The following is a 24877-nucleotide window of genomic DNA, read 5'->3' as shown; positions in this document are numbered from 1 at the left end:
TATACCAAATTAAATGAGAATATCTTTTATATTTTAATCAATTCCACTCTCCTGTTTTTCTGCCTTCCCGACTCTTCCGTATTGGATGCCAAAGGTTTTTCATCTCCCCAGCCAATCGCTTTCAAACGCTCGGCACCGACTCCTTTCTTTATCAAGGCATGCATCACCGAATTTGCCCTTTGTTCTGACAAACGCTTGTTCATTTCTGCTGAACCTACGTTATCCGTATGCCCCTCAATACTAATTTTTAAGTCTGGATTTTTTAAGAGCACCTCTGCAATGGTGGTTATGTTCGTCTCGGCATCCGGGGGTAATTGAGCCGTCCCCGATTTAAAATTAAAGTACAGGGAAAACGAACCTTTCTGATTGAGTTCTTTTAATAAATTATCCGCAAACAAATCTCCGGGTTCCATAGCGGCTTCTACTACTGCCAGGCTATATCCCTTGCCATCTCCGTAGGTTTCCAGTGTTACATAAAAACTCTTCTGAAACTTATTTACTTTGAAAGTAGCATGGTTATCATATTGATAGACCAAACCGCCTCCAAACTTTTTCACCAGACTTTCATAGTTTTTAATCAATTGATTGCTGGAAAGCCCTCGGGAATCCACAAACTTGTCCAATTCAAATTGGACCAAGGTTTTGTTCCCTTCTATACGTTTAAATTGATCAAACCCCGTAGCAAACAAGAGTTGATCCGCTTTTTGTTCGTTATATACAATATTATAACTTCTCAACTTGGGGATAAGAGGCTTCACATTCATACTTTGAGAGAAAGCCGTGCTGACAGAGAGAATCCCCCACCCGAGAAGTACTCCAAAAAAGTTCATTTTTTTCATGACAGTATTACACATTAGGTGTTAATTGTAGTACGTCAACAAAACATGCTCTATTGTTATTCACCCCAATGTTTCTGTCGTAATCCAAGCTTTTACTCCATTAATGCCAAATATTGTCCAAACTATCGAATAGTATTGCCGAAATAATACAATTTACATTTCAGGGAACGTTTAGAAAAAAGTAAAAAAAACTAGTTTGTGACAATAATTTCAAGTTTCTATGATGGGATAATCTAACGGAATATTTTTTAAACTACTTTTTCAAAATATTTTTTATAATATTAACCTGAGAAGGTGGCATATTCTAAACAATTTGGTGTAAAAATCACTTTTTTTGCAAAAGTCCTACTTGGGTTATATAACTTTTTGACGCTTAGAAAATTCCTCAACAGTAATAGATGGTCAGACATTTCCTCCTTTATGGATTACTATTGTGTACGTTGATAGCCAGCATGGCGTGTACTAAACGTGTATGCCCGGCATATCAGAGCGTATATCTTATGGATAGTCGGCTGTCTGACCAGTATTTTTCATATTTCACCCGGGATTCCACTCCCAAACTTGACCCGGACGCTATCGCCTCTAACGACCAAAAAACGTTATATACCGGAAAACCAAAAAAATGGAACGGTTTGGTAAAAAACTCTCGCAGAAGTTTTTTTGCCAGAATTTTTAAAAAGAAACGAAAGCCTTATGATAAAAAACTTTTGTATGTCATTAAGGCAAAACCCACCTACCCTCATCCGGATTCATTGCGTGCAGATTCTGCCTTGATAGATTCGGAAGAATACTATGCCGAAGATGGTTTTCAGATGAGTGAAGACGGCAGTAGGGCCGATTCTCTATCCGGCAAATTGGCCAAAGGTCAACAAGCCACCCCCAATGAACCGCCCAAGAGTATGGAACAATATTATTACGAGCTCAGGTTTGGTGAACTGTTGAACCCTCCGGCGGATTCCTTACAACAACAAGAAGGGGAAACTTCTGACGAAGTTGAAGAAGAAGAAGGGACAAAAGGCAAGAAAAAAAGGAAAGAAAAGAAGAAAAAACGCAAAAAGAAAAATAAAAAAGAGGCCGAAGCTGATTTACATACGGTAGGTGAAGAGCTAACGGATGACGAAGAAGACGTAATTGTAGAAGAAACACCCAGAAAAAAGGAAAAGAAGCAACGTAAAAAGAAGAAAAAAGAAAAGCGAAAAAAAAACCTCAACAAAAAAATAGAGAAAAAAACACAGGAGGAGGAAATTAAATAGCTACTATCACATCCTCTTTCCACCCGAAGCCCAATGATAGTCACACACTATGGTTGGGCTTTTGTTTGAATCAAGGTAATTTTCACATAAGTTTGAATAATCGAGGATATTCATGTATCTTGGATAGATAAAAAGTACACAAATCCTTTGTAAATATGAACAAAAACAGACGTATTTTCCTAAAAAACATAGGACAAGTAGCCGCAACGGTGGGCTTGTCATCCACAATCATTCCTATAGTAAGTAGCTGTGGAAAAACAAGTAACGAATCGGCCAACAACCAGGAAAGCAAAGCAGGAAACGAACCTGCTACCACTGCTTCCACGGACTTGTTTTTTAAAATCTCGCTAGCTCAATGGTCTTTACACAAAGCTTTGTTCAATGGTGACCTCGATAACCTGGATTTTGCTGCTAAAGCAAAAAATGACTTTGGCATTGAGGCAGTAGAGTATGTCAATGGCTTTTTTAAAGACAAAGCAGAAGACCAAGCCTATTTGGCAGACATGAAAAAGCGCGCAGATGACCTGGGAGTTCAAAGCCTTTTGATCATGATTGATGGCGAAGGTAACTTGGGCAGTACTGACGAAAAAGAAAGAGTCAAAGCTGTAGAAAATCATTACAAATGGGTAGAAGCAGCTCAATTTTTAGGTTGCCACTCTATCCGGGTCAATGCAGCCGGTAAAGGCACTGCCGAGGAAGTAAGCAGTGCAGCCATTAGCAGCTTAGGCAAACTCACCGAATTTGCTAAGGATTTTAATATCAATGTAATTGTAGAAAACCATGGTGGCTATTCTTCCAATGGCACCTGGTTGGCCAATGTGATATCACAAGTAGGCATGGACGGCTGTGGTACTTTGCCTGACTTTGGCAACTTCTGTATCACCAGAGGCGAAAACGGCTGTCAGGATGAGTACGATCGTTATCAGGGAATTACAGAGCTCATGCCTTTTGCCAAAGGAGTAAGCGCTAAATCTCATGACTTTGATGCCGATGGAAACGAAATCCACAGCGACTATTACAAAATCCTTAAAATTGTAAAAGACGCAGGCTATACCGGGCATATCGGTGTGGAATATGAAGGGAGCAAACTCAGTGAAGACGAGGGGATCAAAGCAACTAAAGCGCTACTTCTAAAAGCCGGAGCGACTTTAAGTTAAAAAAATTTCTTTCCCGGAGAAAAGCACAAAACTTTGCTACTCTTTCTTTATTAAGTGGAGTAGACAAAGTTTTGTTGCATACAAATAATATGACCTAAGCCCCCTCTCTTCTTTACTGAAAAGTAGTTTACTGGAAATACTTGTGATAAAATGGAATTATTTTACTAAATTTCCTGCCTACTTTAACGGGTTTTAAGAAGCGTCAAGAAAATGGTCAGTATAGAATAAATACAAAATTTTCCTTCTTTTATTCCATCAATATTAATTATAGATTTGCACTACATTCTTTTCTAACTAGAAACATCTTAATCTGATAGATAGTAAAAATATTAAAGAGCTCATTTTTATGTTAATTGGTTTTAGTTTTTTAACTATCAAAAATGCAGGTTTTCTTAAACCTGCTTTTTTTTGCTCTTAACAACCTTTCGTGTTCCTCTACAGTTATCCTTCTCCCAAAACGTAAAGCTCCCTCTCTCCCCTATTCAAAAGCTCTTAATAATGGTTAAGCAATTAGGTTGTCTTTTATATTTGACCTACTATTGTACAAGTTTTTATTGAATTTATACAATAAAAATCATACACCATGTACAGAGGTCTCTTGCATAAAGTCTACGGTTCAACCGGTGATATTGAACCCATCTTAAACATGGATAGTCTTACAGTGAAAAAACCTCAATGCAAAAACCAACGTAAGACAAGCAATAGTGATCAAAACACTGAAGTGTGTTATTTTAACTTTCAAATGCTGAAAAACGCAATGCAAATTGGGTTTTAAACAATGTTCAACCGCTTCATTAAAGATAAATGTAAATGTTAATCGGCTAAATTAAATTATAAACCCATCCGGCTCAGCTTGATGGGTTTCTTATTAGAGCACGTTTAAAATGCGTTGCGGTAGGCACCCCGTTGGTGGTAAAAATTCTCAATTTAAGGTTCTCAGAATACTGCACTGAACTTTCTGAAATAAGAGTTTTGCCCAAAAAAGATGCGCTTAGTACTCCACTCAGAAGCGCTTTCCTGACAAATACCCTCATCTTTTTATCTCTCTTTTTTTAAAAAAGTATTGGCTTTTATTTTTAGATAAACCTAAAAATATATTTACCTTTGTTTAAAACCAATTCATATTGTAATAATTCATGAAGAAATATATCCTACTACTGCTATTTAGTATCACACTTCTTTTAACTGGCTGTAATTCCTCTACTGATCAAACCAATCATTCAAAAGACACGCCCTATGTAGTCGCTACTACAGGTATGCTGGGAGATGCTATCCGGAATATTGCCGGAGATTTTATCAAAGTGGATGCTTTGATGGGCCCGGGGGTAGACCCACACCTCTACAAACCCACCATGAACGATTTGTCCAAACTGAGAGAGGCTGACGCCATCTTTTATAACGGTTTACACTTAGAGGGTAAAATGGTAGAAGTTTTGGATAAACTAAATCATGAAAAACCCACCATCCCGGTAGCCAGTTACCTGAAGGAAGAAAAACTTATAGTGGTATCGCAAGACGGAAACCATAAAACATATGACCCTCATATATGGTTTGATGTAGCATTATGGCTGGAAAGTATTCGCTCGGTTCCTGAAAAGCTTTGTGAATTAGATCCGGAACATTGTGAAGCTTACCGGCAAAACTTTAAAAAGTACGAACAACAACTTCAGTCCCTGCATGAGTGGACCTCTGCACAAATTGCAAGCATCCCTCAAGAAAGCCGGGTCATGATTACGGCCCATGATGCATTTACCTATTTTGGCAAAGCATATGACATTGAAGTGAGAGGCTTACAAGGAATCTCCACCGTAGCGGAATTTGGTTTAAAAGATGTGACTGAATTAAAAAATTATATTGTACAACGAAAGATCAAAGCCGTATTTGTCGAATCTTCTGTTCCTACCAAATCCTTGGAAGCCGTTGTATCAGGCTGCCAGGAACAAGGGCATCCGGTACAAATCGGGGGGACATTGTTTTCGGATGCTATGGGAGCTAACGGTACTCCGGAAGGCACCTATATCGGCATGGTAAAAGCCAATGTCAACACCATTGTACATTCTTTAAAATAGAACAATGGAATTTATTCATTACGGAAAAAAGACTCAATTATGATCGCCCATGTACCTAATCCGGTCATAGAATTACACAACCTGACGGTTACTTATCAAAACAAGCCGGCTATCTGGAATATCGATTATACACTTCCGGAGGGAAATTTAATTGGCATCATCGGCCCTAACGGCTCCGGAAAAACGACCATGTTGAAAGCCATTATGGGCTTGATCAAACCGGGCAGCGGTTATGTCAAATTATTTAATAAAAGCCTGGAAGAGGTCAGAAACCGGGTAGCCTATGTACCACAGCGAAACTCGGTGGACTGGGACTTTCCCGCCAGTGTATACGATACGGTGTTGATGGGAAGATACACCCGGAAAAACATTTTCAAACGGGCCAACCGGCTTGACAGGGAAATTGCTCTGGAAAGTATTCGAAAAGTACAGTTGGAGAAATTTAAAAACCGGCAAATATCCCAGCTCTCCGGAGGGCAACAACAAAGAGTATTCATTGCCAGGGCTTTGGCTCAAGAAGCGGATTTATACCTTTTGGACGAGCCCTTTGCAGGTGTGGATGCGGCAACCGAATCGGCCATTATGAGTTTGCTCACCGAAATGAAATCCAAAGGCAAAACCATAGTTGTAGTCCATCATGATTTACAAACCGCCTCTCAGTACTTTGATTGGCTGGTGATGATCAACACACGGTTGATTGCCTCCGGGAAAACGGAAGAGGTTTTCACCAGCGAAATCCTGGACCAGACCTATGGCGGACGCTTAAACATCTTAACCCAAGTAGCCGATTTGTTAGGTCGAAAAAAATTCCCGGTCAGAGAAAAAAATTAAACGGTATACGATGGGAAATCTCTTTGAATTTTTGCTGCTGGACGATCCCAATGTACGTTGGGTATTACTGGCAGTCGTATTGATGAGTGCGAGCTCGGGTGTGGTCGGCACGTTTACTTTTTTGAGAAAACGCGCCCTGATTGGCGATGCCATTTCCCATGCCATCTTGCCAGGCATTTGCCTGGCTTTTATGCTTGCACAAACCAAAAACCCCTTCTTTTTACTGTTAGGAGCTTTTACTACCGGTTGGTTAGGGCTGTTTTGTATTGACATGATTACCGCCCGGACAAAACTCAAACCGGATGCTGCTCTAGGCTTGGTGCTGTCTGTATTTTATGGTTTTGGCGTACTGTTGTTATCCATTATTCAGAATTCAGGCAATGCCGCTCAATCGGGCTTGGACAAGTTTTTATTTGGGAAAGCAGCGGCCATGGTCCAAGAAGATGTCATGGTATTTGGCCTTTTCAGTTTGGTACTCATTAGTGTTGTTATCTACTTTTTCAAAGCCTTTACTCTCATTACCTTTGATCGGGAATATGCAGGCACCATCGGAATTCCGGTCAAGCGGATGGAGTTGCTGATTTCCGTACTCACCGTTTTTGCCATCGCTATCGGCATTCAGGCCGTAGGAGTAATATTGATGGCAGCCTTGCTCATTACCCCTGCCGCAGCAGCTCGGTACTGGACCGAAAACCTCAAATGGATGATTTTCCTCTCTGCGGTATTTGCCATCTTTGCAGGAATGATGGGCACTTTTATCTCCTATACATTACCCAAAATGCCCACAGGCCCCTGGATTGTCACTGTACTTTCGCTTTTAACCGTGTTTTCAGTTTTACTTGGAAAAAAAAGAGGTATTCTCTACGAATTACAGACTCAAAACAGGGTAAAAAAGCAAATTCTTGGGGAAAACATTTTGAAATGCCTGTACCACTTGGGAGAAACGGACGATGCTTACCAACGTTATCGCGCATTTGATTTGATTCAGGATACTCGCTCCATCCCTACACGGGACCTCAAAAGAGGATTGATAATTTTACAAAAGAAAAACCTGGTAACCGTAACGGGAAAAGAAGTGGCCTTAACGCCTTCAGGTGTGGAAGAAGGAAGGAGAGTAACAAAAATCCACCGTTTATGGGAGATTTATTTGACCAAACATATGCAATTACCCTCCGACCATGTACATGAAGATGCCGAGGCCATTGAACATATCATCACCCCGGAACTGGAAAGAGAATTGGAAAAACAACTGGAATACCCTTTGGTTGACCCTCATGCCTCACCCGTACCCTACAAGGGCAAAGAATAAAAGGGCTTTTAACTCAAAAAAAAATAGTATATGGATGCCTTTTGGATCATACTCACCGGAGCTTTGGTAGCCGCCACTTGCGGACTGTTGGGTTGCTTTCTCTTACTTAGAAAGATGACGATGGTGGGCGATGCCATTTCCCATGCGGTACTGCCTGGTATTGTGTTAGCTTATCTGGTAGCTCACACCCGTGCATCACTACCGATGTTGATTGGAGCAGCGATATTCGGTGTACTCACCACCATTATCATCGAGATACTGAATAAGAAAGGGAAGTTACAAATTGATGCCGCCATTGGGGTAGCATTTACTTGGTTATTTGCCATTGGCGTTATTCTGGTTTCCGCTTTCGCAGATAAAGTCGACTTGGACCAAGAGTGTGTCCTTTATGGAGAAATCGCCTATGTCCCACTCAATACTTGGATAGTAAACGGACAAAACATGGGCCCTCAAACGGTTTGGATATTAAGCATCAATTTTGTGATTATCTTATTGTATATAATACTGGGTTACAGAGGTTTGCAACTTACTAGTTTCGACCCTCTTTTTGCTGCTACTTTGGGCATAGCCACCAGTTTCTGGCATTACTCCCTGATGTCCGCAGTATCTCTCACGACTGTCCTCTCTTTCGAATCCGTTGGTGCCATTATGGTAGTTGCTTTTCTGGTAGGTCCGCCGGCTATCGCATATATGCTTACCGACAACCTCCCTAAAATGTTACTCTTATCGGTACTGTCCGGGATCTTGGCCGCTATCGGAGGCTATTTTTTGAGTAGTTGGGTCAATGGTTCTATTGCCGGTGCCATGGTCAGCTGTATTGGCCTGGAATTCATTATCGCTCTTTTGATCAAAAAAGGCAAAGAGAAAACAAGTATGGAAGATGCCGCACATCATATCCGGGAAGCCGGCTTTTCAAAACATAGTCCTTAACATGCAAACACACTAACCGCCTAGCATTCACGGCTTTTTTGAACAACAAGAAGTTCAATCCATCAAGCCATCTGTAAAAAGCCGTAAGAGCTGCTCGTAGCCCTTACGGCTTTTTCCGTTCCAATTAAATTCGTTAACAAATTGGTAAACTTCTCTTAAACCCAACTTTTACCCTTAAGATTTAGTAATTTCAAGCCCCGTTTTATACACCTTATTCAACTAAATCAAAACTTACATTTTAAAATGTATAAAATTCCAATTTTAACGACACTGTTTATCAACCTTCTCATTCATATGGCCGCGGCACAAGATCCCGTGCCTTTTGTGCGCTTTCCGGCATTGAGTCCGGACGGATCACAAATTGCCTTCTCCTATCAAGGGGATATTTGGGTGGCCAATGCACAAGGAGGAGAGCCTCGCAGGCTAACTATTCATGAGGCCTATGATCAATTACCCAAGTGGAGCCCTGATGGCTCGCAAATTGCCTTTAGCAGCGACCGTTATGGGAACGATGATATTTTTGTCATTCCTACCCAAGGCGGACTGCCTCAACGAATTACTTATCACTCATCCAGTGATGAAATAAGTGAGTGGACAAAAGACGGACAACTGCAGATGGAAACCCGCAGAACCTATGTAAACGTGGAGCGCGAAAGAGAGTTGAGCCAGGTTTCGGCCAAAGGCGGCACTCCTACCCGTCTTTTTGACGCAGTGGGTTTCACGCCCAAAACTTCTCCGAACGGACGCTTTATCGCTTTTGTGCGAGGTACTTGCCGTTTGGCCCGTGAAGCTTACAGAGGTCCTGCTAACCGGGAAATATGGCTTTATGATAACCAGCAAAAAAGCTTTCAACAACTGACTCAATTTGACGGACATGATTTTAACCCCGTTTGGAAAGACGACCAAACCCTCTTGTTTATCAGTGCCCGCAATGGCAAATTCAATATCTTCAAACTTGCTTTAGACAATAATGGAAAAGCTCAGGGAAGCCCGGAAGCTTTGACGTCATATAAAGACTTTGGAGTAAGGTATATGGAAATCAGCCGGGATGGTAAAAAAATCGCCTTTGAGCAATTTGCCCACATCTATACAATGAACGCTGAGGGTGGAAATCCTCAAAAGGTAAATCTACAATTGAATACGGATTACCGCTTTGACCCAACCGAACGCAAATCTTATTCTAATAATGCCTCGGAATATGCCGTTTCGCCTAATGGCAAATACCTGGCCTTGGTCATTCGTGGTGAGATTTTCGTCAAAGAAAACGATAAAGAAAAACGAAGAACCGTACAATTAACGAAAAGTGAGGCAAGAGATCAGGATATTGCCTGGTTAAATGATTCTACTTTGCTCTTCACCTCAGACCGGAATGGCCAGTACGACCTGTTTATGGTACGCTCGTCCAATCCCGAACAGCCGGATTTATTCAAGAGTTTAAAACACGAAACTCTTCAAATCACCAAAACGGCAAAAGATGAGGCACAACCGGTGATTTCTCCTGATTTCAAAAAAATTGCTTATACCAGAGGAGGCGGCACGTTAATCACGGCTTCAATCAGTCCCGAAGGAAAACTGAGTAACGAAAAGTTATTGTTAGACGGCTGGGCACACCCCGGAGGTGTCAGCTGGAGTCCGGATGCACGATGGTTGGCCTACTCCTTAGAAGACCTTAACTTCAACGAAGAAGTATATATTCACGCAGCAGATAATAGTAAAAAACCTGTAAATGTAAGTTTACACCCACGCCCGGACTTTCAACCTGTATGGAGTAAAGACGGGTCTAAACTGGGTTTCCTATCTTCCAGAAACAATGGCGATGCCGATGTTTGGTTTGTTTGGTTGAAAAAAGAAGATTGGGAAAAAACCAAACAAGACTGGGAAGATTTCGAAGAAGACCAACCTTCAAAAAAGGAAAACAAAGGAGACAAGAAAGATAAAAAAGAAGAGGAATTACCTCCTATTCAGATTGACTTTGAAAACATTCACTTACGATTAGCTCAAGTAACAGGTTTACCGGGCAATGAATCTAGCCTGGCTATTTCCAATGATGGCAAAACGTTTTACTTTGTCAACAACCGTAGCGGCAGAATGAGCTACAAGGCCAAGCAAGATTTGTTTCAAATCCAATGGGACGGAACGGAGATGAAGCCGATGACCTCAGGAGGTCAATCGCCATTTGCCGTAAACATAGGCCCTAAAGGCAGTCATTTGTACTTCATCAGAAAAGGCGGCTCTATCGGCAGAATCAAAGCTTCAGGCGGCTCGCAAGAAAGCCTCTCATTTACGGCCAGCATCCAAATCGATTACACCGCAGAGAAAAAACAAATCTTTGACGAGGGATGGCGCACCTTAAACAAGCGCTTCTACGATCCGGAATTCCACGGAAACAACTGGGACCAACTGAAGAAGAAATACGAAAACTGGGCATTACAAGCATCCACCAAGCGGGACTTCCGCGAAGTATTTAACTTGATGCTTGGCCAACTCAATGCCAGCCATATGGGTATGTACGGCCCTGACCAAGCGGAAACACAACAAGAACGCACCGGACTGTTGGGAATTGATATTGAACCACTGGCTAAAGGTGTAAAAATCAAGCGTGTGATTCCAAACAGCCCTGCAGACCGTTCTCAAAGCAAATTGGAAGCCGGTGATGTAATTCTTTCGGTCAATGGAACAGAAGTAAAAGCCGGAGAAAACTTTTATGCTTTGCTGACACACACCGTCAATGAAAGGGTGTTGTTGGAAGTAGAAGGAAAAGACAAACAAAAAAGAGAAGTGATCATTCGCCCAAGCGGCTCCATTTCTACTTTACTGTATGAGGAGTGGGTACAACAACGCAAAGAATTAACCGAGAAATACTCCAATGGACGCTTAGGATATATCCATATCCGTGGGATGAACTGGCCAAGCTTTGAAAACTTTGAACGGGAGCTTACCGCAAGTGGCCTGGGCAAAGAAGGTTTGGTCATTGATGTACGTTTCAACGGCGGTGGCTGGACCACTGACTACCTGATGGCAGTACTGGATGTTCGTCAGCACGCTTATACCATTCCCAGAGGGGCTGCGAAAAGCCTGGACGAAAACGAGAAATTTGCCAAACATTACCCTTACGGTGAGCGCTTGCCCTTCCCCACCTGGACCAAACCCTCTGTGGCCATGTGTAATGCCAATAGCTATTCCAATGCCGAAATTTTCTCTCATGCCTACAAAACGCTGGGCTTAGGTAAATTGGTTGGAGTACCTACATTCGGAGCGGTAATTTCTACCGGAGGGCAAGGTTTAATTGACGGTTCTTACGTGCGGGTACCTTTCCGGGCCTGGTATGTAAAGAAAACCGGAAAAAACATGGAGAACATCCCGGCCGAACCGGATTATTTGATTTACAATACTCCTGAGAGTAAAGCCAACCACCGAGATGAGCAATTGCAAAAAGCAGTAAATGTGCTGCTCGAACAAATTGATTCGGAGAAAAACTAAGTATTAACTTGCATCCTATAAAAAACGCCTCGTTCATTAGCGAGGCGTTTTTCGTATCCGTTATCCTGAATCAAAAGCCGGGGTTTATTCACTTTGTCAATTGCAATCTAATATTCTGCACGACTACCGGCCCCAACTCAAAAGAACTTTGCAAAGCCTCTTCAAAAAGTTGCTCTGCCTGATGTTTCAAACCTGCCGACTGATAGATCAAGGCTGATTGATAAAGAAGAGAGGGTTCGAAAGTTTCCCCCACCACATGGTTTTCTACAATGGCCAATGCTTTGTCAAACATTTGACCTCTGGCATAAGTCCTGGCCAATAGCAAATAAGCACTGGGAGTAGAGCGATTGTTTATTTCATCTTGTGCTAAGGCGATAGCCGTTTGAACATCCTCCTCTTCAGCCACTAAAGCTACCCGAGAGGGTCGGTACATCTCAAAATAGCCCGGTTCATAGGTCTCTTTTTCAAACAAAGCCAACTGTTTCGCTCTTTCTTTTCTGTCATTTTCAAATTCGGCAATCTCTGCCAAGGTCAAATAGACATCCGGTGATTTTCTTTGTGTTAGAATAAAGGATAAAATTTCCTTGGCATCATCTGTTTTCAAATCGTGGGAAAAAGCAAGCCAGGCAATTCCTTTCATGGCATGCAGCGAATGAGCACCTTCATCCAATACTTCCAGATAAGTGTGATACGATTTCTCAAATTGCCCTGCATGCCCATACATATCGCCTAAATTGGTTTTGACCCACAGGTACTTATCTTTCAAACCCTTTTGGGCGGCAATTGCCTGGGCCTTTTCCATCAAAAAAAGAGCAGAATCCAAATTTCCTTGATGATCCTGAAACTTTGCCGCGCGAATTAAGTAATCAAAGGAAGTGGGTGCATACGCATGCTTCAATAAGTTTTCAGCAGGTTCAAAAGCTCCGGTTTCCATATAGGCATCAAATGCCATGAGCATTGTGGAAAAATTAAAAGGCTCCAGGTTTAATGCTTTTTCTACATAGCTCTTTGCCTGCTGAAACCGGTGTTGCCCAATGGCATTGGCAGAAAGCAACAGGTAATTATTGATTTTCTTTTTTCCTTTCAGAAAAGTATTTGCTTTATGCAAAAGACTGTCCGACAATTGGATATCCTTTAGATTCCCAAGGAGTTTATACTTCCGGCTCAGCAAGGCCGCAGCCTTTTCCATATACAAAAAGCCCTCCGGTTGTTTATCAAGTTTATCCAACCAAAAAGTAATTTCAGCATCCAGTTTTTCCGAAGGTTCCGGCTCATAATTCTGTTTCAAATACCGGGTATAATCCTGCCTGTGGGTGATCGTTTCGGACAATGACTCTACTTTGGTAACCTGCCATTGGAACAAAGCCCAGACAGCCGCAACCAACAAGATCAGAAGAATTACTATTTTTTTCATGAGAAAATGATCTAAGGAAGAAGAATTGAAACGGGTAAAAGAATCACAAAGGCATAACTTTTACATGCGGATAATCGATCACATTTAATGAGGTGATGCCAGGTATGGAAATTGAGTTAAAAATGCCTTGTCATTGGCCTGTACATTATCACTGATTAACCCTTTTTGCGTATCATTCAAATTATTAAGGTCATTTCCGGCCAAAGCCAGTATCAAGGTTACATCCACTACGTCATCGCTTAATCCACGACCGTTCAATACATTCTCCCCTACTTTGATATTGTTCAGGTCCGAAGGGCCGTAAGTAGACGCTGCCGTTTTATTCGAACCCAATACATCTGTTGCCAAAACCGTAGCCGTAGTGGTATTATCCAAGCCTAAAACATTCGTATAGCTCTCCGAGTCCAGCCCGATGTACTCTTGCAATGCATCCAAAATACCTTCAAATGCCATCGCATTTCCGGCCCCTTCCGAAGGCAGCGTTTGGTTATAATTGTTTTTTGCCTCGGCATCGCCAAAAAAGTTAAATACGGTATTGATCGCAGGTCGCCCCATTTGATCAGCCAATACATATTCCGGATTGGTCACCACAATGTTCACCGAAGCCGTATTGCTCCCCTCACTATTGCTCACTGTCAGGGTAGCTGTATAGGTTCCCGCCATCTTGGCAATAAAAGAAGGCATATCCGTATCCAGACCCGTTAAAGTGGCGTTGCTTCCATTGGGATCGGTCAGTTCCCAGGCATATGTCAGGCTACTTCCCATCGAAGCGGAGCCATCCAGGATTACCCGTTTTTCCAGGTCTACCGACTGGCTGTCTCCTGCACTTGCTTTGGGTTCATTTCTTGGGGCCACATCATCGTCATCGTCTTTACAAGCCATTGTCATCAGCACGCTCATAATCCACAAACAGGCAACTATTTTATTCAGGTTTTTCATGTCTTGTTAGGGTTTAGAAGGGTAAGAAATAAGGTTTACATTTTCCGTTTGGATTCTACCCAAGAGGTAAAGGTATTCGTATCTCCCAGCATATCTTTGGGTACTTCCACCACCACTGACAATACATTGGTACCGGCAAACGTATCCTGTCCGGGGTTGTTAAAAGCCGTAGGGTCTTCGCCATCCGGTGTTCCTTTGGCTACTCCGTTCACAATGGCAACAAACCGGAAAAAATCCATAAAGAACGGGTCGTCCCTGGGCCCGGCAAAGACTTTCATGCCATTGGCTTCTCCTATTTGTATCTCCTCATTATAAGTGCTGATTTCCGATTCCACCCGGTTGGCTTCATTTTCGATCCTACTGGTCCGGCCTGTTTCAGAAGGAGCTATGGGACCAAAAGCAATCACTTTTCCATCTCTGAAAAGCGCTTGAATCACCAGGTCTTCCACATTATCCGCATCCGTATCAATATTAAATTCATACATCACCTCCTCATCAAAAGAAGCTGCGGCCGTAGCACTGGGTGCTGTCAGGCCTGACACATTACAGACAAACACATAATTATCTGCATTATCAGGGCTTTCAAAAGCATAATAATCGGTAATATCCGCCAACGAACTTCCTTCGGCCAAAGAGCCTACCGCCGGAGCATCGAGATGATCTGCCGCAATCAGGTATACCCCTATCGCTATTGCACATACAACAGCCAATGTTAGCATTATGCGTTTCATAGTGAGTTGTTTTAGTGAATGACTTGATTTGACTGTACATACGAAGTATAGGTTGTTACCGGATTTTTATATATTAATTTTTCCAAGAAAATCCTCCTTACACTTCAAAAACAAGCATAGAGAACCTTGTCTATTATTTTGAAATAAACAGGCTATGAGAATAGAAAAAGAGGGGTTTAAAAAAATTAGAAAAAGTTATCTCTTAACTTAAGGTTTTCATTGACAAAGAAAGCTATTATGTTCTATTCAACTTAACCAGAAGAAGCCGGGTCCTATGTAGGAAGTCATTTATCACAGTATTATTTAACAACCTACAGTCTTATCGTTCTTGTATACTATTTGGTTCTGTACAATGAAATATTTAATTTCGAAGCTGGTCTTTTTAGAGTATACTAAAAAAGCAAACTACATTTCCTTCTTTTACGGTCATAATTTCAGCAAAACCGTTCATTTAAGATGATTAGCGTCTTATACGGCAATAAGGCAGAGGGGAACAAGCTTAAGATATACGTTGCATAGAACATAGAAAAATTAAAGAGTAGATGATCAAACTATTGACGGGAATCATTTCCCCTACAAGTAGCAATTCAAAAATAACTCCTTCTTTAACCTTAATCATTATCTTATTATTGATAGGCTTGGGACTCGACTATTATGGCAGTCCCGTATACTGGCCGGGCTTTATTTCAATGGTTGTATTCTACGGATTGATCTTTTACTTGGGCATGTATGCTTCCAGTCTTAAATCGTCCAACAATCTCAACCAATTGCTATTGGCCGGACGCTCTATGCCTGTTGGTATTGCAGTATTCACTATGAGTGCCACCTGGGTAGGCGGAGGCTATATCAACGGAACCGCCGAATACACCGCTTCCAGTGGATTGGCGTGGGTACAAGCACCTTGGGGCTATGCACTGAGCTTGATTATCGGAGGGCTATTTTTTGCCGGCAAGATGCGTACCTACCGTTTCAAAACCATGCTGGATCCTTTGAGCCAACGTTTCGGCAAAAAAATGACCGCTGTTTTATTTTTACCGGCATTGAGTGGGGAAGTGTTCTGGACGGCAGCCATCCTGACCGCACTGGGTACTACCTTCGGCACGGTCCTGTCTTTGGATTTTAACACCTCTATCTTGCTATCAGCTACCATTGCTATTATTTACACCGCCATCGGTGGCTTATGGGCAGTGGCGCTTACGGATATTTTTCAAATGATTTTGTTATTAGCAGGGTTGTTTGTCATTCTGCCTTTTGCCTTAGACCACACAGGGGGCTTGGCAGAAACCTGGAATACATATAGTCAAAATCAGGGCACTTCATTGCTTCCTCCTTGGAAGGGATGGAACGATGCGGCATGGGGCAACACCTATTGGCAATGGTGGGACTATGCTTTATTACTCACTTTCGGAGGAATTCCCTGGCAAGTATATTTTCAACGGGTGCTTTCCTCTAAAGATGCCAAAACAGCCAAACGGTTATCCATCATTGCCGGGTTTGTCTGTATTTTGGCTGCTATCCCTGCCGTGTTGATCGGTATGATCGGAAATGTAGTCGACTGGAATGCCATAGGCATCAACCCACCCGAAGAAGCGGCTTTGACCTTGCCCTATGCGGTACGCTACCTCACACCTCCTTTGGTAGCCACCGTAGGTTTGGGAGCAATTGCGGCCGCAGTCATGTCTTCAGCGGACTCTTCGATTCTTTCGGCTTCTTCCATGTTTACCTGGAATGTGTACAAACCTCTTTTTATAAAAAAACAAGATCCTAAAAAACACCTTCCCAAAATTATCAAGCGGAGTATCTGGATCATCGGCATTTCGGCAACCCTCTTGGCATTGCAAGTAAAAAGCGTTTACGTACTATGGTCTTTGTGCAGTGATTTTGTGTATTGTATTCTCTTTCCTCAACTCACCACTGCATTGTTTGATAAAAAGGCCAATGTATACGGATCGATCAGTGGATTTGCCGTGGCTTTATTCCTTCGTATGGGTGGCGGGGAAGCGGCCTTTGGATTAGAGCCATTTTTACCGTATCCGATGATTGAAAACGGTGAAGTATTGTTTCCATTCCGGACAATGGCAATGGCTTCCAGTTTGATCACCATTCTTATTGTTTCCAGACTCACCCAAAAAACATGTCCTGCTACACCATTGGTGCCTTGTAAAGATTAGCACCAGAAATCGAATTATCTGACAACTTCAACAAGAACAGCCCGCATGATTCATGACGGGCTGCTTTTAGTTTATCACAATTAGTATCAATAACAAAAAAGGACGAATCACATCATCAATCCTGATTTCTTTATTAATATTCTTCTCCGATCAATTCCGCACAACGCTCCCCAATCATCATACAGGTAAGATTAGGGTTGGTACTCACCATCGCAGGAAATACGGAAGCATCCGCCACACGCAAACCTTTTACGCCTTTCACTTTCAAAGCGCTGTCTACTACTGTAAGCTCTTCTTCCGGATTTCCCATCTTGCAAGTTCCTGCTGGGTGGTATACTGTGTTGTGTGTTTTTTTAATGTATTCAAAAATTTCCTCATCGGTTTGCACCTCTGCCCCCGGGGCCAACTCACGTTTTACCCAAGCCTTCATGGCCGGTTGCTCCATCAGCTTCCGGGCTACTTTGATACCTTCCACCATGATCTTCTGATCGTAGCCTTCCGCATCGGTAAAATATTTAGGATCTACCAAAGGAGCATCGGCCGGATTAGCCGAACGCAATCGAATAGTTCCTTGGCTTTTGGCCCGCATCACATTTGGCGTAAGCGAAAAAGCATTCTCACTGGTAGGATACCCATTGGGTACAGTGTGCATATCGAATGCTACCGTGCCAAAATGAAACATCAAGTCGGCAATAGGCGCTTCTTGTTCTACTTTACAAAACAAACCGATCTCATATTCTTGTGCTGTTTCTTTGGGAACAGACTGGCTTGCTTCCCACACAATCACTCCCTCAGGATGATCGATCAAATTTTCACCTACACCGGGTAAATCTACTTTTACAGAAATACCGATTTCTTCCAGGTGTTTTTTAGGGCCTATCCCTGATAACATCAACAATTTAGGCGTGTCAATCGCCCCTGTGCTGACGACCAGTTCTTTTCCTATTTCAATTCTTCCTTGATTGGTTTCAATGGCTTGAACCACCCGCTCTTCATCCAATACAATTTGACTTACTTTGGTATCACAAAGTACTGTCAGGTTTTCAGGCACTTGCTCACTATGATGCAAATAAGCCACGGAACTGGAATGCCGGGTGCCTCCTTTTTTATTCAACTGAAACCAACCTGCGCCTTCTTCATAATGCCCTTGCGGGAATTTTACTTCGGGAATCCCATAAGTGTTGGCCGCTTCTATCATGGCCTTACCACAAGCATTGTTCGAGTCGGAAGCTTCCAGGTTTACTTTGGAAAGCATTTTATTATAACTAGCCCTGACGGTAGCCACATCCCAACCTTCAACGCCCAAACTTGCCCAATTTTCAAAATCATAATCAGGGGCCTGAAAGGCAATACAAGAGTTATGAGAACTACATCCCCCCAGTACTTTTGCCCGGCTGTGTCGCATCGCGCTGTTTCCGTTTTGCTGCGGTTCAATGGCGTAATCGTAATCCAATTCACTTTCCAGCAATTCCGGCCACCTGCGCAACTCTAATACTTTTTCAATATTCTTATCATTTGGTCCGGCTTCTATCAAAGCCACAGTTCCCAGGTTTTGTTCCGCCAGGCGGTAGGCCGTCACCACTCCGGCAGAACCTCCTCCCACTACGACAAAATCAAATTTCATAAGTAATCAGGTCAATTAATTATATAATCAATAAGGTGCATCCACACCGTTCATTTCCACATATACCGTTTTGAGTTGGGTGTAATGTTCAATGGCGGCCAGGCCATTTTCGCGCCCGATACCGGATTGTTTATATCCGCCAAAAGGTACTTCCACAGGGGTAATGTTATAGGTGTTGATCCAACAGACTCCTGCCTGCAACCGCTTCACTACCCGGTGGGCCCTTTGTAAGTCCCGGGTAAACACTCCGGCGGCCAAGCCAAAAGGTGTATTATTGGCCCTTTGTATCACTTCCTTCTCCTCTTCAAACTCCAACACGGACATCACCGGCCCGAAGATTTCTTCCTGTACAATGCGCATCTCCTCCGTACAAGCATCAAAGATGGTAGGTTCTACAAAATACCCTCCGTTCAAAGGAGAACTTTGCTCAAACTGTACACGCCCCTCACCACAAAGCTTACGGGCACCTTCTTGCTCTCCTAATTCAATATACTTCAACACTTTCTCCATATGCTCTTCGCTGATCAAAGCCCCCACATCAGTAGTAGCATCAGTCGGATCTCCTATTTTCAGTTTCCGGGTACGCGCTAACAATTTTTCCAAAAATTGCTCCTTTACCTCTTTGTGCACATACACCCTCGTGCCATTGGAACAGATTTCTCCTTGGGTATAAAAGTTACCCAACAAGGCACCTGAAACGGCTTCATCCAAATCCGCATCCGGAAAGACGAGAATCGGTGATTTCCCACCTAATTCCAAGGTTACCTTTTTCAAAGTAGCAGCACTGGCTGCCATCACTTTCTTACCGGTACCCACTTCGCCTGTCAGGGAAATTTTGGCAATATCAGGATGTTCGGTCAGGGCTTTGCCCACTTCGCCATCTCCCTGGATCACGTTAAACACACCATCCGGCAAGCCGGCTTCTTTATAAATTTTGGCTAATTCCAAAGCCGTCATCGGAGTCAGTTCGGCTGGTTTAAACACCATACTGTTTCCACAAGCCAAGGCCGGAGCTGATTTCCAACACGCAATCTGGATCGGGTAATTCCATGCCCCGATGCCCGCACAAACCCCCAAAGATTCTCTCCGGGTATAGGCAAAGGAACCACCCAAGTCATAATGTTCACCATGAATAGAGGCGGCAATTCCCGCAAAAAACTCTATGGCTTCCACACCTGAGAGAATATCAACCTCCACCGCTTCGGCATAAGGTTTACCCGTATCCAACACTTCCAGTTTTGCCAGCTCTTCATTGCGTTCCCGTAAAAGTCGGGCTGCTTTCAAAAGAACTTTTGCTCGTTCGGCACCTGGTGTTTCCGACCACACTTCCCAACCTTTTCGTGCCGCAGTCACTGCCTGTTCTACTTCTTTTTCAGTCGCCTGATACACTTCACCCACCACTTGACCGGTAGCCGGGTTCGTTGTATAGAACGTATTAGATGAAGATGAGGAAACCAGCTCTCCATCGATAAAATGTTGTATTTTCTTCATTTGTAAAATGATCTTGTGACAATGAATACCTTGAAGGGGACTTGCAAATGAGTGCATTTGTTGAGCATAGCAAGTCCTAATACTTTGAAAATTCCCACAAAACTAATGCTTATCCGACAGTCACCCAAAAGCGTGATCTTGAAATTTGACATGAATAGGTTGTATACAATACAAGAAGTGAGAGAAAAGGCTACCGCCCTATCACTGTACAAGGTTTGGCAACATCAGGAGTGAGGTTTTCACCTATGGATGAGAGTTACAGATTGCTCGCCTAGTGAAGTAAATTAACCTTTTTCTTTTTCTTAAAAAATGCTTTAAAAACGCCTCCTCTGTGTTACTTTTTTCAACAATAGCTTTAGTGCCTTGATGAGCCGATTTTGATTCCATGTTCGGTCAAGAACTATACGTGTGAATCACTTCAGCGTCAAGCGGCTTACTCTTTTAGCAAACACTGAAAAAAAGCACCTTTCCAGTATTTACATTCAATTTCAAAAAAATTAAAAACTCACATGCCAATCGTAATTTCGTTGGTCTTCCCCTGTTTTGCGCAAAGCCACACAACGGGAATTAATCCCAAGTTGTTGATCGCTCAACAAAAGCTCCTCTTTTAAAATTTTGTCTGTCTTAGGTAATTTCGTTAACAGATTGGCCAACTTACGCAACGAGGTTTCTTCTTGGTTAGGCGGAAATTGGGCATACACTTCATAATTCGGAAACTGAGAGACATACCGCAAAACCTTCCGTATCCCTGGAAAGCTCACATCATCAAACACAACCACTCCTCCGGTTTGCAGAATTTTGTCCAGGTAAAAAAAGTCCACCAAAATCCAATCAAATTGCTTACTGGAATCGATATAGGCAAAATCAAATTTCCGGTTGTCAAAATGAAGTTTAGGCAAGATTTCATAACAAAAATCATCTGAAAAATCGAGAAACTCTTGGTATCCCGCTTGCTTTATCAAATCCAAGCCATTATCTCCCCATCCCGAATGTTGGAATTTGTCAATGACAAAATGCCTCCCTGCATTTTTTGAAACCACTTCTAAAATGGCTAAAGTGGAAATCCCATAAGCAAACCCTATTTCAATGGATTGAGAAAAATGATTGTCAATAATGATCTTTTGCAGGAATTCACATTGGTATTGGGACGTTTCCGAATGCACTTCGACCAATTCATTATTTGAATTGACAAATGCTTTGGACGCAAAAATCTTCTCGAGCAAAGTATGCATATCATGGGTAGTATTAGATAAAACGAAAGAGTTTCATTAATACAAACATAAAAGAAGCTACATCTGCACATTGTTATTTGTAAATAAATATTAATATCCAGAACATCTTTTACATACGTAAATTCAACTTCTCTCAACCCCAACCAGTAGTTATCCATAGACAAGAACTATCCACTTGAAGGATAAACCATCTGACCGAATGGAACCTCTAGTCAACTTTTGGTATATTGAGGCTGGTTGTACTCCACAAAAGAAATGAAATGATCAACTATAAAAAGATACTAACTTTACTTGCCGGCCCTGTTGCATTTATCCTTATAAAATCTCTCACTTTCGAAGACCTTTCCTACGAAGGCCAAACGGTGTTGGCCACCACTGCCTGGGTGGCTATTTGGTGGATTACGGAAGCCGTGGAACTGGAAGTTACCTCTTTGCTTCCTATCTTGTTGTTACCGCTTTCCCAAGGCTTAAAGATCGGGGAAGTCACCGCATCATACGGACATCCTTATATCTTTTTATTTATGGGGGGATTTATGATCGGCTTGGCCATTGAAAAGTGGCTGCTTCACCAAAGGATTGCTTTTACCATTATCCGGCTGATTGGCAACAGCCCTAAAAAAGTCATTCTGGGTTTTATGCTGGCCACAGCATTTTTATCCATGTGGATTTCCAATACGGCCACCTCCATCATGATGTTACCCATTGCTTTATCAGTGATCGGCTCGGAGAATAACAACAATCTATTTTCAAAGCATTTACTCTTAGGCATTGCTTATTCGGCTTCCATCGGAGGGATGGCTACGTTGATTGGCACTCCTCCTAATATCATTTTTGCAGGGGTCATGAAAGATTCATTAGGTGTAGAAATTCCTTTTGGAGAATGGATGGTGTTTGCCTTACCGTTCTCATCTTTTTTAATTGTGGTCACTTGGCTATACCTCACCGCCAACATTCCATCCGAAATGAAAGGTTTTACTTATCATTTTAAGGCTCCCGAAGCCCTTACCACCCCTCAAAAACGGGTAGCCATTGTATTTGCCTTAGTCGCCCTGTTGTGGATCAGCCGCTCTTTTGTCATTGTCAAATTCATCCCGCAGGTCAACGATACCATCATCGCGATTTTCGGAGCAGTCATTTTGTTTATCATCCCTTCCGGCCAAGAAAAAACCTACCTGATGGACTGGAACACCGCCAAAAAACTCCCTTGGGGAGTACTCTTGATCTTTGGAGCAGGCTTGTCCATTGCAAAGGGTTTTTCCAGCACCGACCTTACTAGCTGGTTGGCCAATCAGTTTCTGACCTTGAATTTTATCCCTATCTTTTTAGTCTTATTGATTGTAGTAGCCTGTATTAATTTTCTCACCGAAATCACTTCGAATACTGCTACAGCCAGTATGATTTTACCACTACTGATCACGCTCGCCACCTCGCTGAAAGTCTCCCCAATGACTTTGTTGGTCGGGGCGGTGTTAGCGTCTTCCTGTGCCTTTATGCTTCCGGTGGCTACCCCTCCCAATGCGGTGGTATTCGGATCGGGGAGAATCAAGATCGGAGAAATGATCAAAGCCGGCGTCTGGTTAAACCTCTTCTCCATTGGCGTCATCTTTTTGTTTGTCTGGTTTGTGCTGCCTTTGCTTTGGGAGATTTAAGTTTTAAGACGAATTAGCCTGGTGGTAACAGCTTTAAAACATGTTTAAATTTCACCCTTTATTTGAAAAGAGCAAAGCGAAACAATCACTCAATTGGAAGTTTTAATCCGGGCATGAATGCCTAAGGAAGGGACTAACTTTATGAACCTTACTTGAATTCTTTCCTCCTGCTAAGGCTATTCGGAAAAAAATCTTTTTTTTTACAAATCAACTTAGTGAACGATAACAGAACCTGATAGAAGGGGCAAAAGGTCGAGCACAAGCCCTAAATTGGACAAGTTGATTTTCATAAATAAAGAGTAACTAATATTCACAAAAATAAAACTTACAACCAATGAAATCTAACCGAAGGTCCGCCATAAAATCCATGGCGGTATTGGCAGGCGCCACCGCGCTTTCTCCTCAGGCAATGGCCTCAACGGCCAAAAAAGGCAAATCGAAAAGGGTATTGAGAATTGCCCATATTACCGATGTACATATCCGCCCGGAGCATGATGCTCCAAAGCGTTTTGAAAAATGCATGGAGGAGGTTCGCAAGCACAAACCTGATTTTTTCCTGAATGGCGGGGACACCATTTATGCCGCAGACTATAGCCATATTACCCGGGAGCGTGTCAACGAACAATGGCAGATATGGAGCCAGTGCAGAGCATCCATCAAAGAATATGAGGTATACAGTTGCCTGGGGAACCACGACATGTGGTGGGCCGCCCCCGACAAGTCGGATGAGATGTATGGGAAAAATCATGTGGTGAAGCAGCTGGACATACCGGGCCGTTATTATAGCTTTGATAAAAACGACTGGCACTTTATCGTTCTCGACAGCAACAACAAAAATGCCGGTTCGCTCGATGAGGCGCAGCGCGAATGGTTGGAGAAAGACTTAGCAGCTCTCCCCGCCAATACCCCGGTGTTGATTATGAGTCATTACCCGCTGCTGGCTGCCTGTACCCACTTGGATGGCGGAGGCATGCACACCGATTATAAATACCTGATCGATTTGTTTTACCAACACAAAGACAAAGTCAAGTCATGTGTCAGCGGGCATATCCACTTGTTGGACAAGGTGGTTTACAACGATGTCTCCTACTATTGTAATGGTGCCTTGAGCGGTTTTTGGTGGGAAGAAGGCGATAAAAACTCGGCCGGGAAATCTTATTATTTACAGACCCCTCCCGGCTATGCCATCATCGATCTGTACAGTGACGGAACAGTGACCAATGAATATATTTCGCATAGTTTTTAAGGATTATTTTAAACTGTAACCCATAGTCACCGGGAAGTCTATTTACCCGGTGATTTTTATCCACATTCAAAATCTATGTGTCCTTTTGTGCTCTATGTGGTTCAATTTATTTAGAACCACAATAGTAACATAGAAGTACAATAGGGAAATTACCAACCCTCACCTTCCAAAATCTATGTATCCTATTGCGCTCTATGTGGTTCAATTTATTTAGAACCACAGTAGTAACATAGGAACACAGTAGGGAAATTACCAACCCTCACTTTCCAAAATCTATGTATCCTATTGCGCTCTATGTGGTTCAATTTATTTAGAACCACAGTAGTAACATAGGAACACAGTAGGGAAATTACCAACCCTCACTTTCCAAAATCTATGTATCCTATTGTGCTCTATGTGGTTCAATTTATTTAGAACCACAGTAGTAACATAGGAACACAGTAGGGAAATTACCAACCCTCACTTTCCAAAATCTATGTATCCTATTGTGCTCTATGTGGTTCAATTTATTT

The 24877-nt window shown here is 42.5% G+C and carries 17 protein-coding genes; 10 read left to right on the top strand and 7 right to left on the bottom strand.

Annotated elements, in window-relative coordinates; translation table 11 throughout:
* Window positions 1-26 precede the first annotated feature (26 nt).
* The gene (locus tag AAG747_RS00805) at window positions 27-830 is read right to left on the bottom strand and encodes an OmpA family protein (protein ID WP_346819211.1); all 804 of its coding nucleotides are present in this window, start codon (window positions 828-830) and stop codon (window positions 27-29) included.
* A 509-nt stretch (window positions 831-1339) separates the two neighbouring features.
* On the opposite strand from AAG747_RS00805, the gene AAG747_RS00800 reads away from it, so the two are divergent.
* The 7 genes from AAG747_RS00800 to AAG747_RS00770 all read left to right on the top strand — a co-directional run bounded on the left by AAG747_RS00800 (window position 1340) and on the right by AAG747_RS00770 (window position 11868).
* Window positions 1340-2092: a hypothetical protein gene (locus AAG747_RS00800; protein WP_346819210.1), complete on the top strand. Its 753-nt coding sequence runs from the start codon at window positions 1340-1342 to the stop codon at window positions 2090-2092.
* 155 nt (window positions 2093-2247) lie between these two features.
* The gene (locus AAG747_RS00795; RefSeq protein WP_346819209.1) at window positions 2248-3249 is read left to right on the top strand and encodes a sugar phosphate isomerase/epimerase family protein; all 1002 of its coding nucleotides are present in this window, start codon (window positions 2248-2250) and stop codon (window positions 3247-3249) included.
* Window positions 3250-4385: 1136 nt separating this feature from the next.
* Entirely contained in the window at window positions 4386-5318 is a 933-nt protein-coding gene (locus tag AAG747_RS00790) for a metal ABC transporter solute-binding protein, Zn/Mn family (RefSeq protein WP_346819208.1), read from the top strand.
* Window positions 5319-5357: 39 nt separating this feature from the next.
* Window positions 5358-6149 (top strand): metal ABC transporter ATP-binding protein, encoded by a 792-nt coding sequence (locus AAG747_RS00785; RefSeq protein ID WP_346819207.1) that lies wholly within the window; start codon window positions 5358-5360, stop codon window positions 6147-6149.
* 10 nt (window positions 6150-6159) lie between these two features.
* Window positions 6160-7458 (top strand): metal ABC transporter permease, encoded by a 1299-nt coding sequence (locus AAG747_RS00780; RefSeq protein ID WP_346819206.1) that lies wholly within the window; start codon window positions 6160-6162, stop codon window positions 7456-7458.
* A gap of 30 nt (window positions 7459-7488) precedes the next feature.
* A complete protein-coding gene (locus AAG747_RS00775; protein WP_346819205.1) occupies window positions 7489-8388 on the top strand; it encodes a metal ABC transporter permease in 900 nt (299 codons plus the stop codon).
* A gap of 243 nt (window positions 8389-8631) precedes the next feature.
* On the top strand, window positions 8632-11868 hold the full coding sequence (locus AAG747_RS00770; RefSeq protein ID WP_346819204.1) for a S41 family peptidase: 3237 nt from the start codon (window positions 8632-8634) through the stop codon (window positions 11866-11868).
* An 88-nt stretch (window positions 11869-11956) separates the two neighbouring features.
* Here the strand turns inward: AAG747_RS00770 and AAG747_RS00765 are convergent, their stop codons facing one another.
* From AAG747_RS00765 to AAG747_RS00755, 3 genes are all read right to left on the bottom strand, one after another.
* A complete protein-coding gene (locus tag AAG747_RS00765) occupies window positions 11957-13282 on the bottom strand; it encodes a tetratricopeptide repeat protein (protein ID WP_346819203.1) in 1326 nt (441 codons plus the stop codon).
* An 84-nt stretch (window positions 13283-13366) separates the two neighbouring features.
* Window positions 13367-14221: a DUF4331 family protein gene (locus AAG747_RS00760; RefSeq protein ID WP_346819202.1), complete on the bottom strand. Its 855-nt coding sequence runs from the start codon at window positions 14219-14221 to the stop codon at window positions 13367-13369.
* Between the two features lie 35 nt (window positions 14222-14256).
* A complete protein-coding gene (locus AAG747_RS00755) occupies window positions 14257-14952 on the bottom strand; it encodes a DUF4331 family protein (RefSeq protein WP_346819201.1) in 696 nt (231 codons plus the stop codon).
* A 542-nt stretch (window positions 14953-15494) separates the two neighbouring features.
* Here AAG747_RS00755 and AAG747_RS00750 point away from each other — a divergent pair.
* A complete protein-coding gene (locus AAG747_RS00750) occupies window positions 15495-17123 on the top strand; it encodes a high affinity choline transporter 1 (RefSeq protein ID WP_346819200.1) in 1629 nt (542 codons plus the stop codon).
* Between the two features lie 133 nt (window positions 17124-17256).
* Here AAG747_RS00750 and AAG747_RS00745 read toward each other — a convergent pair whose 3' ends face one another.
* From AAG747_RS00745 to AAG747_RS00735, 3 genes are all read right to left on the bottom strand, one after another.
* The gene (locus tag AAG747_RS00745) at window positions 17257-18747 is read right to left on the bottom strand and encodes a GMC family oxidoreductase (protein ID WP_346819199.1); all 1491 of its coding nucleotides are present in this window, start codon (window positions 18745-18747) and stop codon (window positions 17257-17259) included.
* Window positions 18748-18774: 27 nt separating this feature from the next.
* Window positions 18775-20238 carry a betaine-aldehyde dehydrogenase gene (gene betB, locus AAG747_RS00740; RefSeq protein ID WP_346819198.1) on the bottom strand — a complete coding sequence of 488 codons (1464 nt, stop codon included), beginning with the start codon at window positions 20236-20238 and terminating at the stop codon, window positions 18775-18777.
* 497 nt (window positions 20239-20735) lie between these two features.
* On the bottom strand, window positions 20736-21470 hold the full coding sequence (locus tag AAG747_RS00735) for a class I SAM-dependent methyltransferase (RefSeq protein ID WP_346819197.1): 735 nt from the start codon (window positions 21468-21470) through the stop codon (window positions 20736-20738).
* 260 nt (window positions 21471-21730) lie between these two features.
* Between AAG747_RS00735 and AAG747_RS00730 the strand changes: the two genes are divergently transcribed.
* The gene (locus AAG747_RS00730) at window positions 21731-23119 is read left to right on the top strand and encodes an SLC13 family permease (RefSeq protein WP_346819196.1); all 1389 of its coding nucleotides are present in this window, start codon (window positions 21731-21733) and stop codon (window positions 23117-23119) included.
* Window positions 23120-23453: 334 nt separating this feature from the next.
* Window positions 23454-24365, top strand: coding sequence for a metallophosphoesterase family protein (locus AAG747_RS00725; protein WP_346819195.1), 912 nt, complete (start codon window positions 23454-23456; stop codon window positions 24363-24365).
* Window positions 24366-24877: the final 512 nt, after the last annotated feature.

Source organism: Rapidithrix thailandica (genome assembly GCF_039710355.1).
GTDB lineage: Bacteria > Bacteroidota > Bacteroidia > Cytophagales > Flammeovirgaceae > Rapidithrix > Rapidithrix thailandica.
The sequence above is the reverse complement of the archived record's forward strand: the minus strand, read 5'-3'. Positions and strand labels throughout refer to the sequence as shown.

What these genes read in the sequence shown, in the direction of transcription:
- AAG747_RS00805 (WP_346819211.1), bottom strand. Translation starts at nt 830, where the DNA reads ATGAACTTTTTTGGAGTACTTCTCGGGTGGGGGATTCTCTCTGTCAGC.
- AAG747_RS00800 (WP_346819210.1), top strand. Translation starts at nt 1,340, where the DNA reads ATGGATAGTCGGCTGTCTGACCAGTATTTTTCATATTTCACCCGGGAT.
- AAG747_RS00795 (WP_346819209.1), top strand. Translation starts at nt 2,248, where the DNA reads ATGAACAAAAACAGACGTATTTTCCTAAAAAACATAGGACAAGTAGCC.
- AAG747_RS00790 (WP_346819208.1), top strand. Translation starts at nt 4,386, where the DNA reads ATGAAGAAATATATCCTACTACTGCTATTTAGTATCACACTTCTTTTA.
- AAG747_RS00785 (WP_346819207.1), top strand. Translation starts at nt 5,358, where the DNA reads ATGATCGCCCATGTACCTAATCCGGTCATAGAATTACACAACCTGACG.
- AAG747_RS00780 (WP_346819206.1), top strand. Translation starts at nt 6,160, where the DNA reads ATGGGAAATCTCTTTGAATTTTTGCTGCTGGACGATCCCAATGTACGT.
- AAG747_RS00775 (WP_346819205.1), top strand. Translation starts at nt 7,489, where the DNA reads ATGGATGCCTTTTGGATCATACTCACCGGAGCTTTGGTAGCCGCCACT.
- AAG747_RS00770 (WP_346819204.1), top strand. Translation starts at nt 8,632, where the DNA reads ATGTATAAAATTCCAATTTTAACGACACTGTTTATCAACCTTCTCATT.
- AAG747_RS00765 (WP_346819203.1), bottom strand. Translation starts at nt 13,282, where the DNA reads ATGAAAAAAATAGTAATTCTTCTGATCTTGTTGGTTGCGGCTGTCTGG.
- AAG747_RS00760 (WP_346819202.1), bottom strand. Translation starts at nt 14,221, where the DNA reads ATGAAAAACCTGAATAAAATAGTTGCCTGTTTGTGGATTATGAGCGTG.
- AAG747_RS00755 (WP_346819201.1), bottom strand. Translation starts at nt 14,952, where the DNA reads ATGAAACGCATAATGCTAACATTGGCTGTTGTATGTGCAATAGCGATA.
- AAG747_RS00750 (WP_346819200.1), top strand. Translation starts at nt 15,495, where the DNA reads ATGATCAAACTATTGACGGGAATCATTTCCCCTACAAGTAGCAATTCA.
- AAG747_RS00745 (WP_346819199.1), bottom strand. Translation starts at nt 18,747, where the DNA reads ATGAAATTTGATTTTGTCGTAGTGGGAGGAGGTTCTGCCGGAGTGGTG.
- betB (WP_346819198.1), bottom strand. Translation starts at nt 20,238, where the DNA reads ATGAAGAAAATACAACATTTTATCGATGGAGAGCTGGTTTCCTCATCT.
- AAG747_RS00735 (WP_346819197.1), bottom strand. Translation starts at nt 21,470, where the DNA reads ATGCATACTTTGCTCGAGAAGATTTTTGCGTCCAAAGCATTTGTCAAT.
- AAG747_RS00730 (WP_346819196.1), top strand. Translation starts at nt 21,731, where the DNA reads ATGATCAACTATAAAAAGATACTAACTTTACTTGCCGGCCCTGTTGCA.
- AAG747_RS00725 (WP_346819195.1), top strand. Translation starts at nt 23,454, where the DNA reads ATGAAATCTAACCGAAGGTCCGCCATAAAATCCATGGCGGTATTGGCA.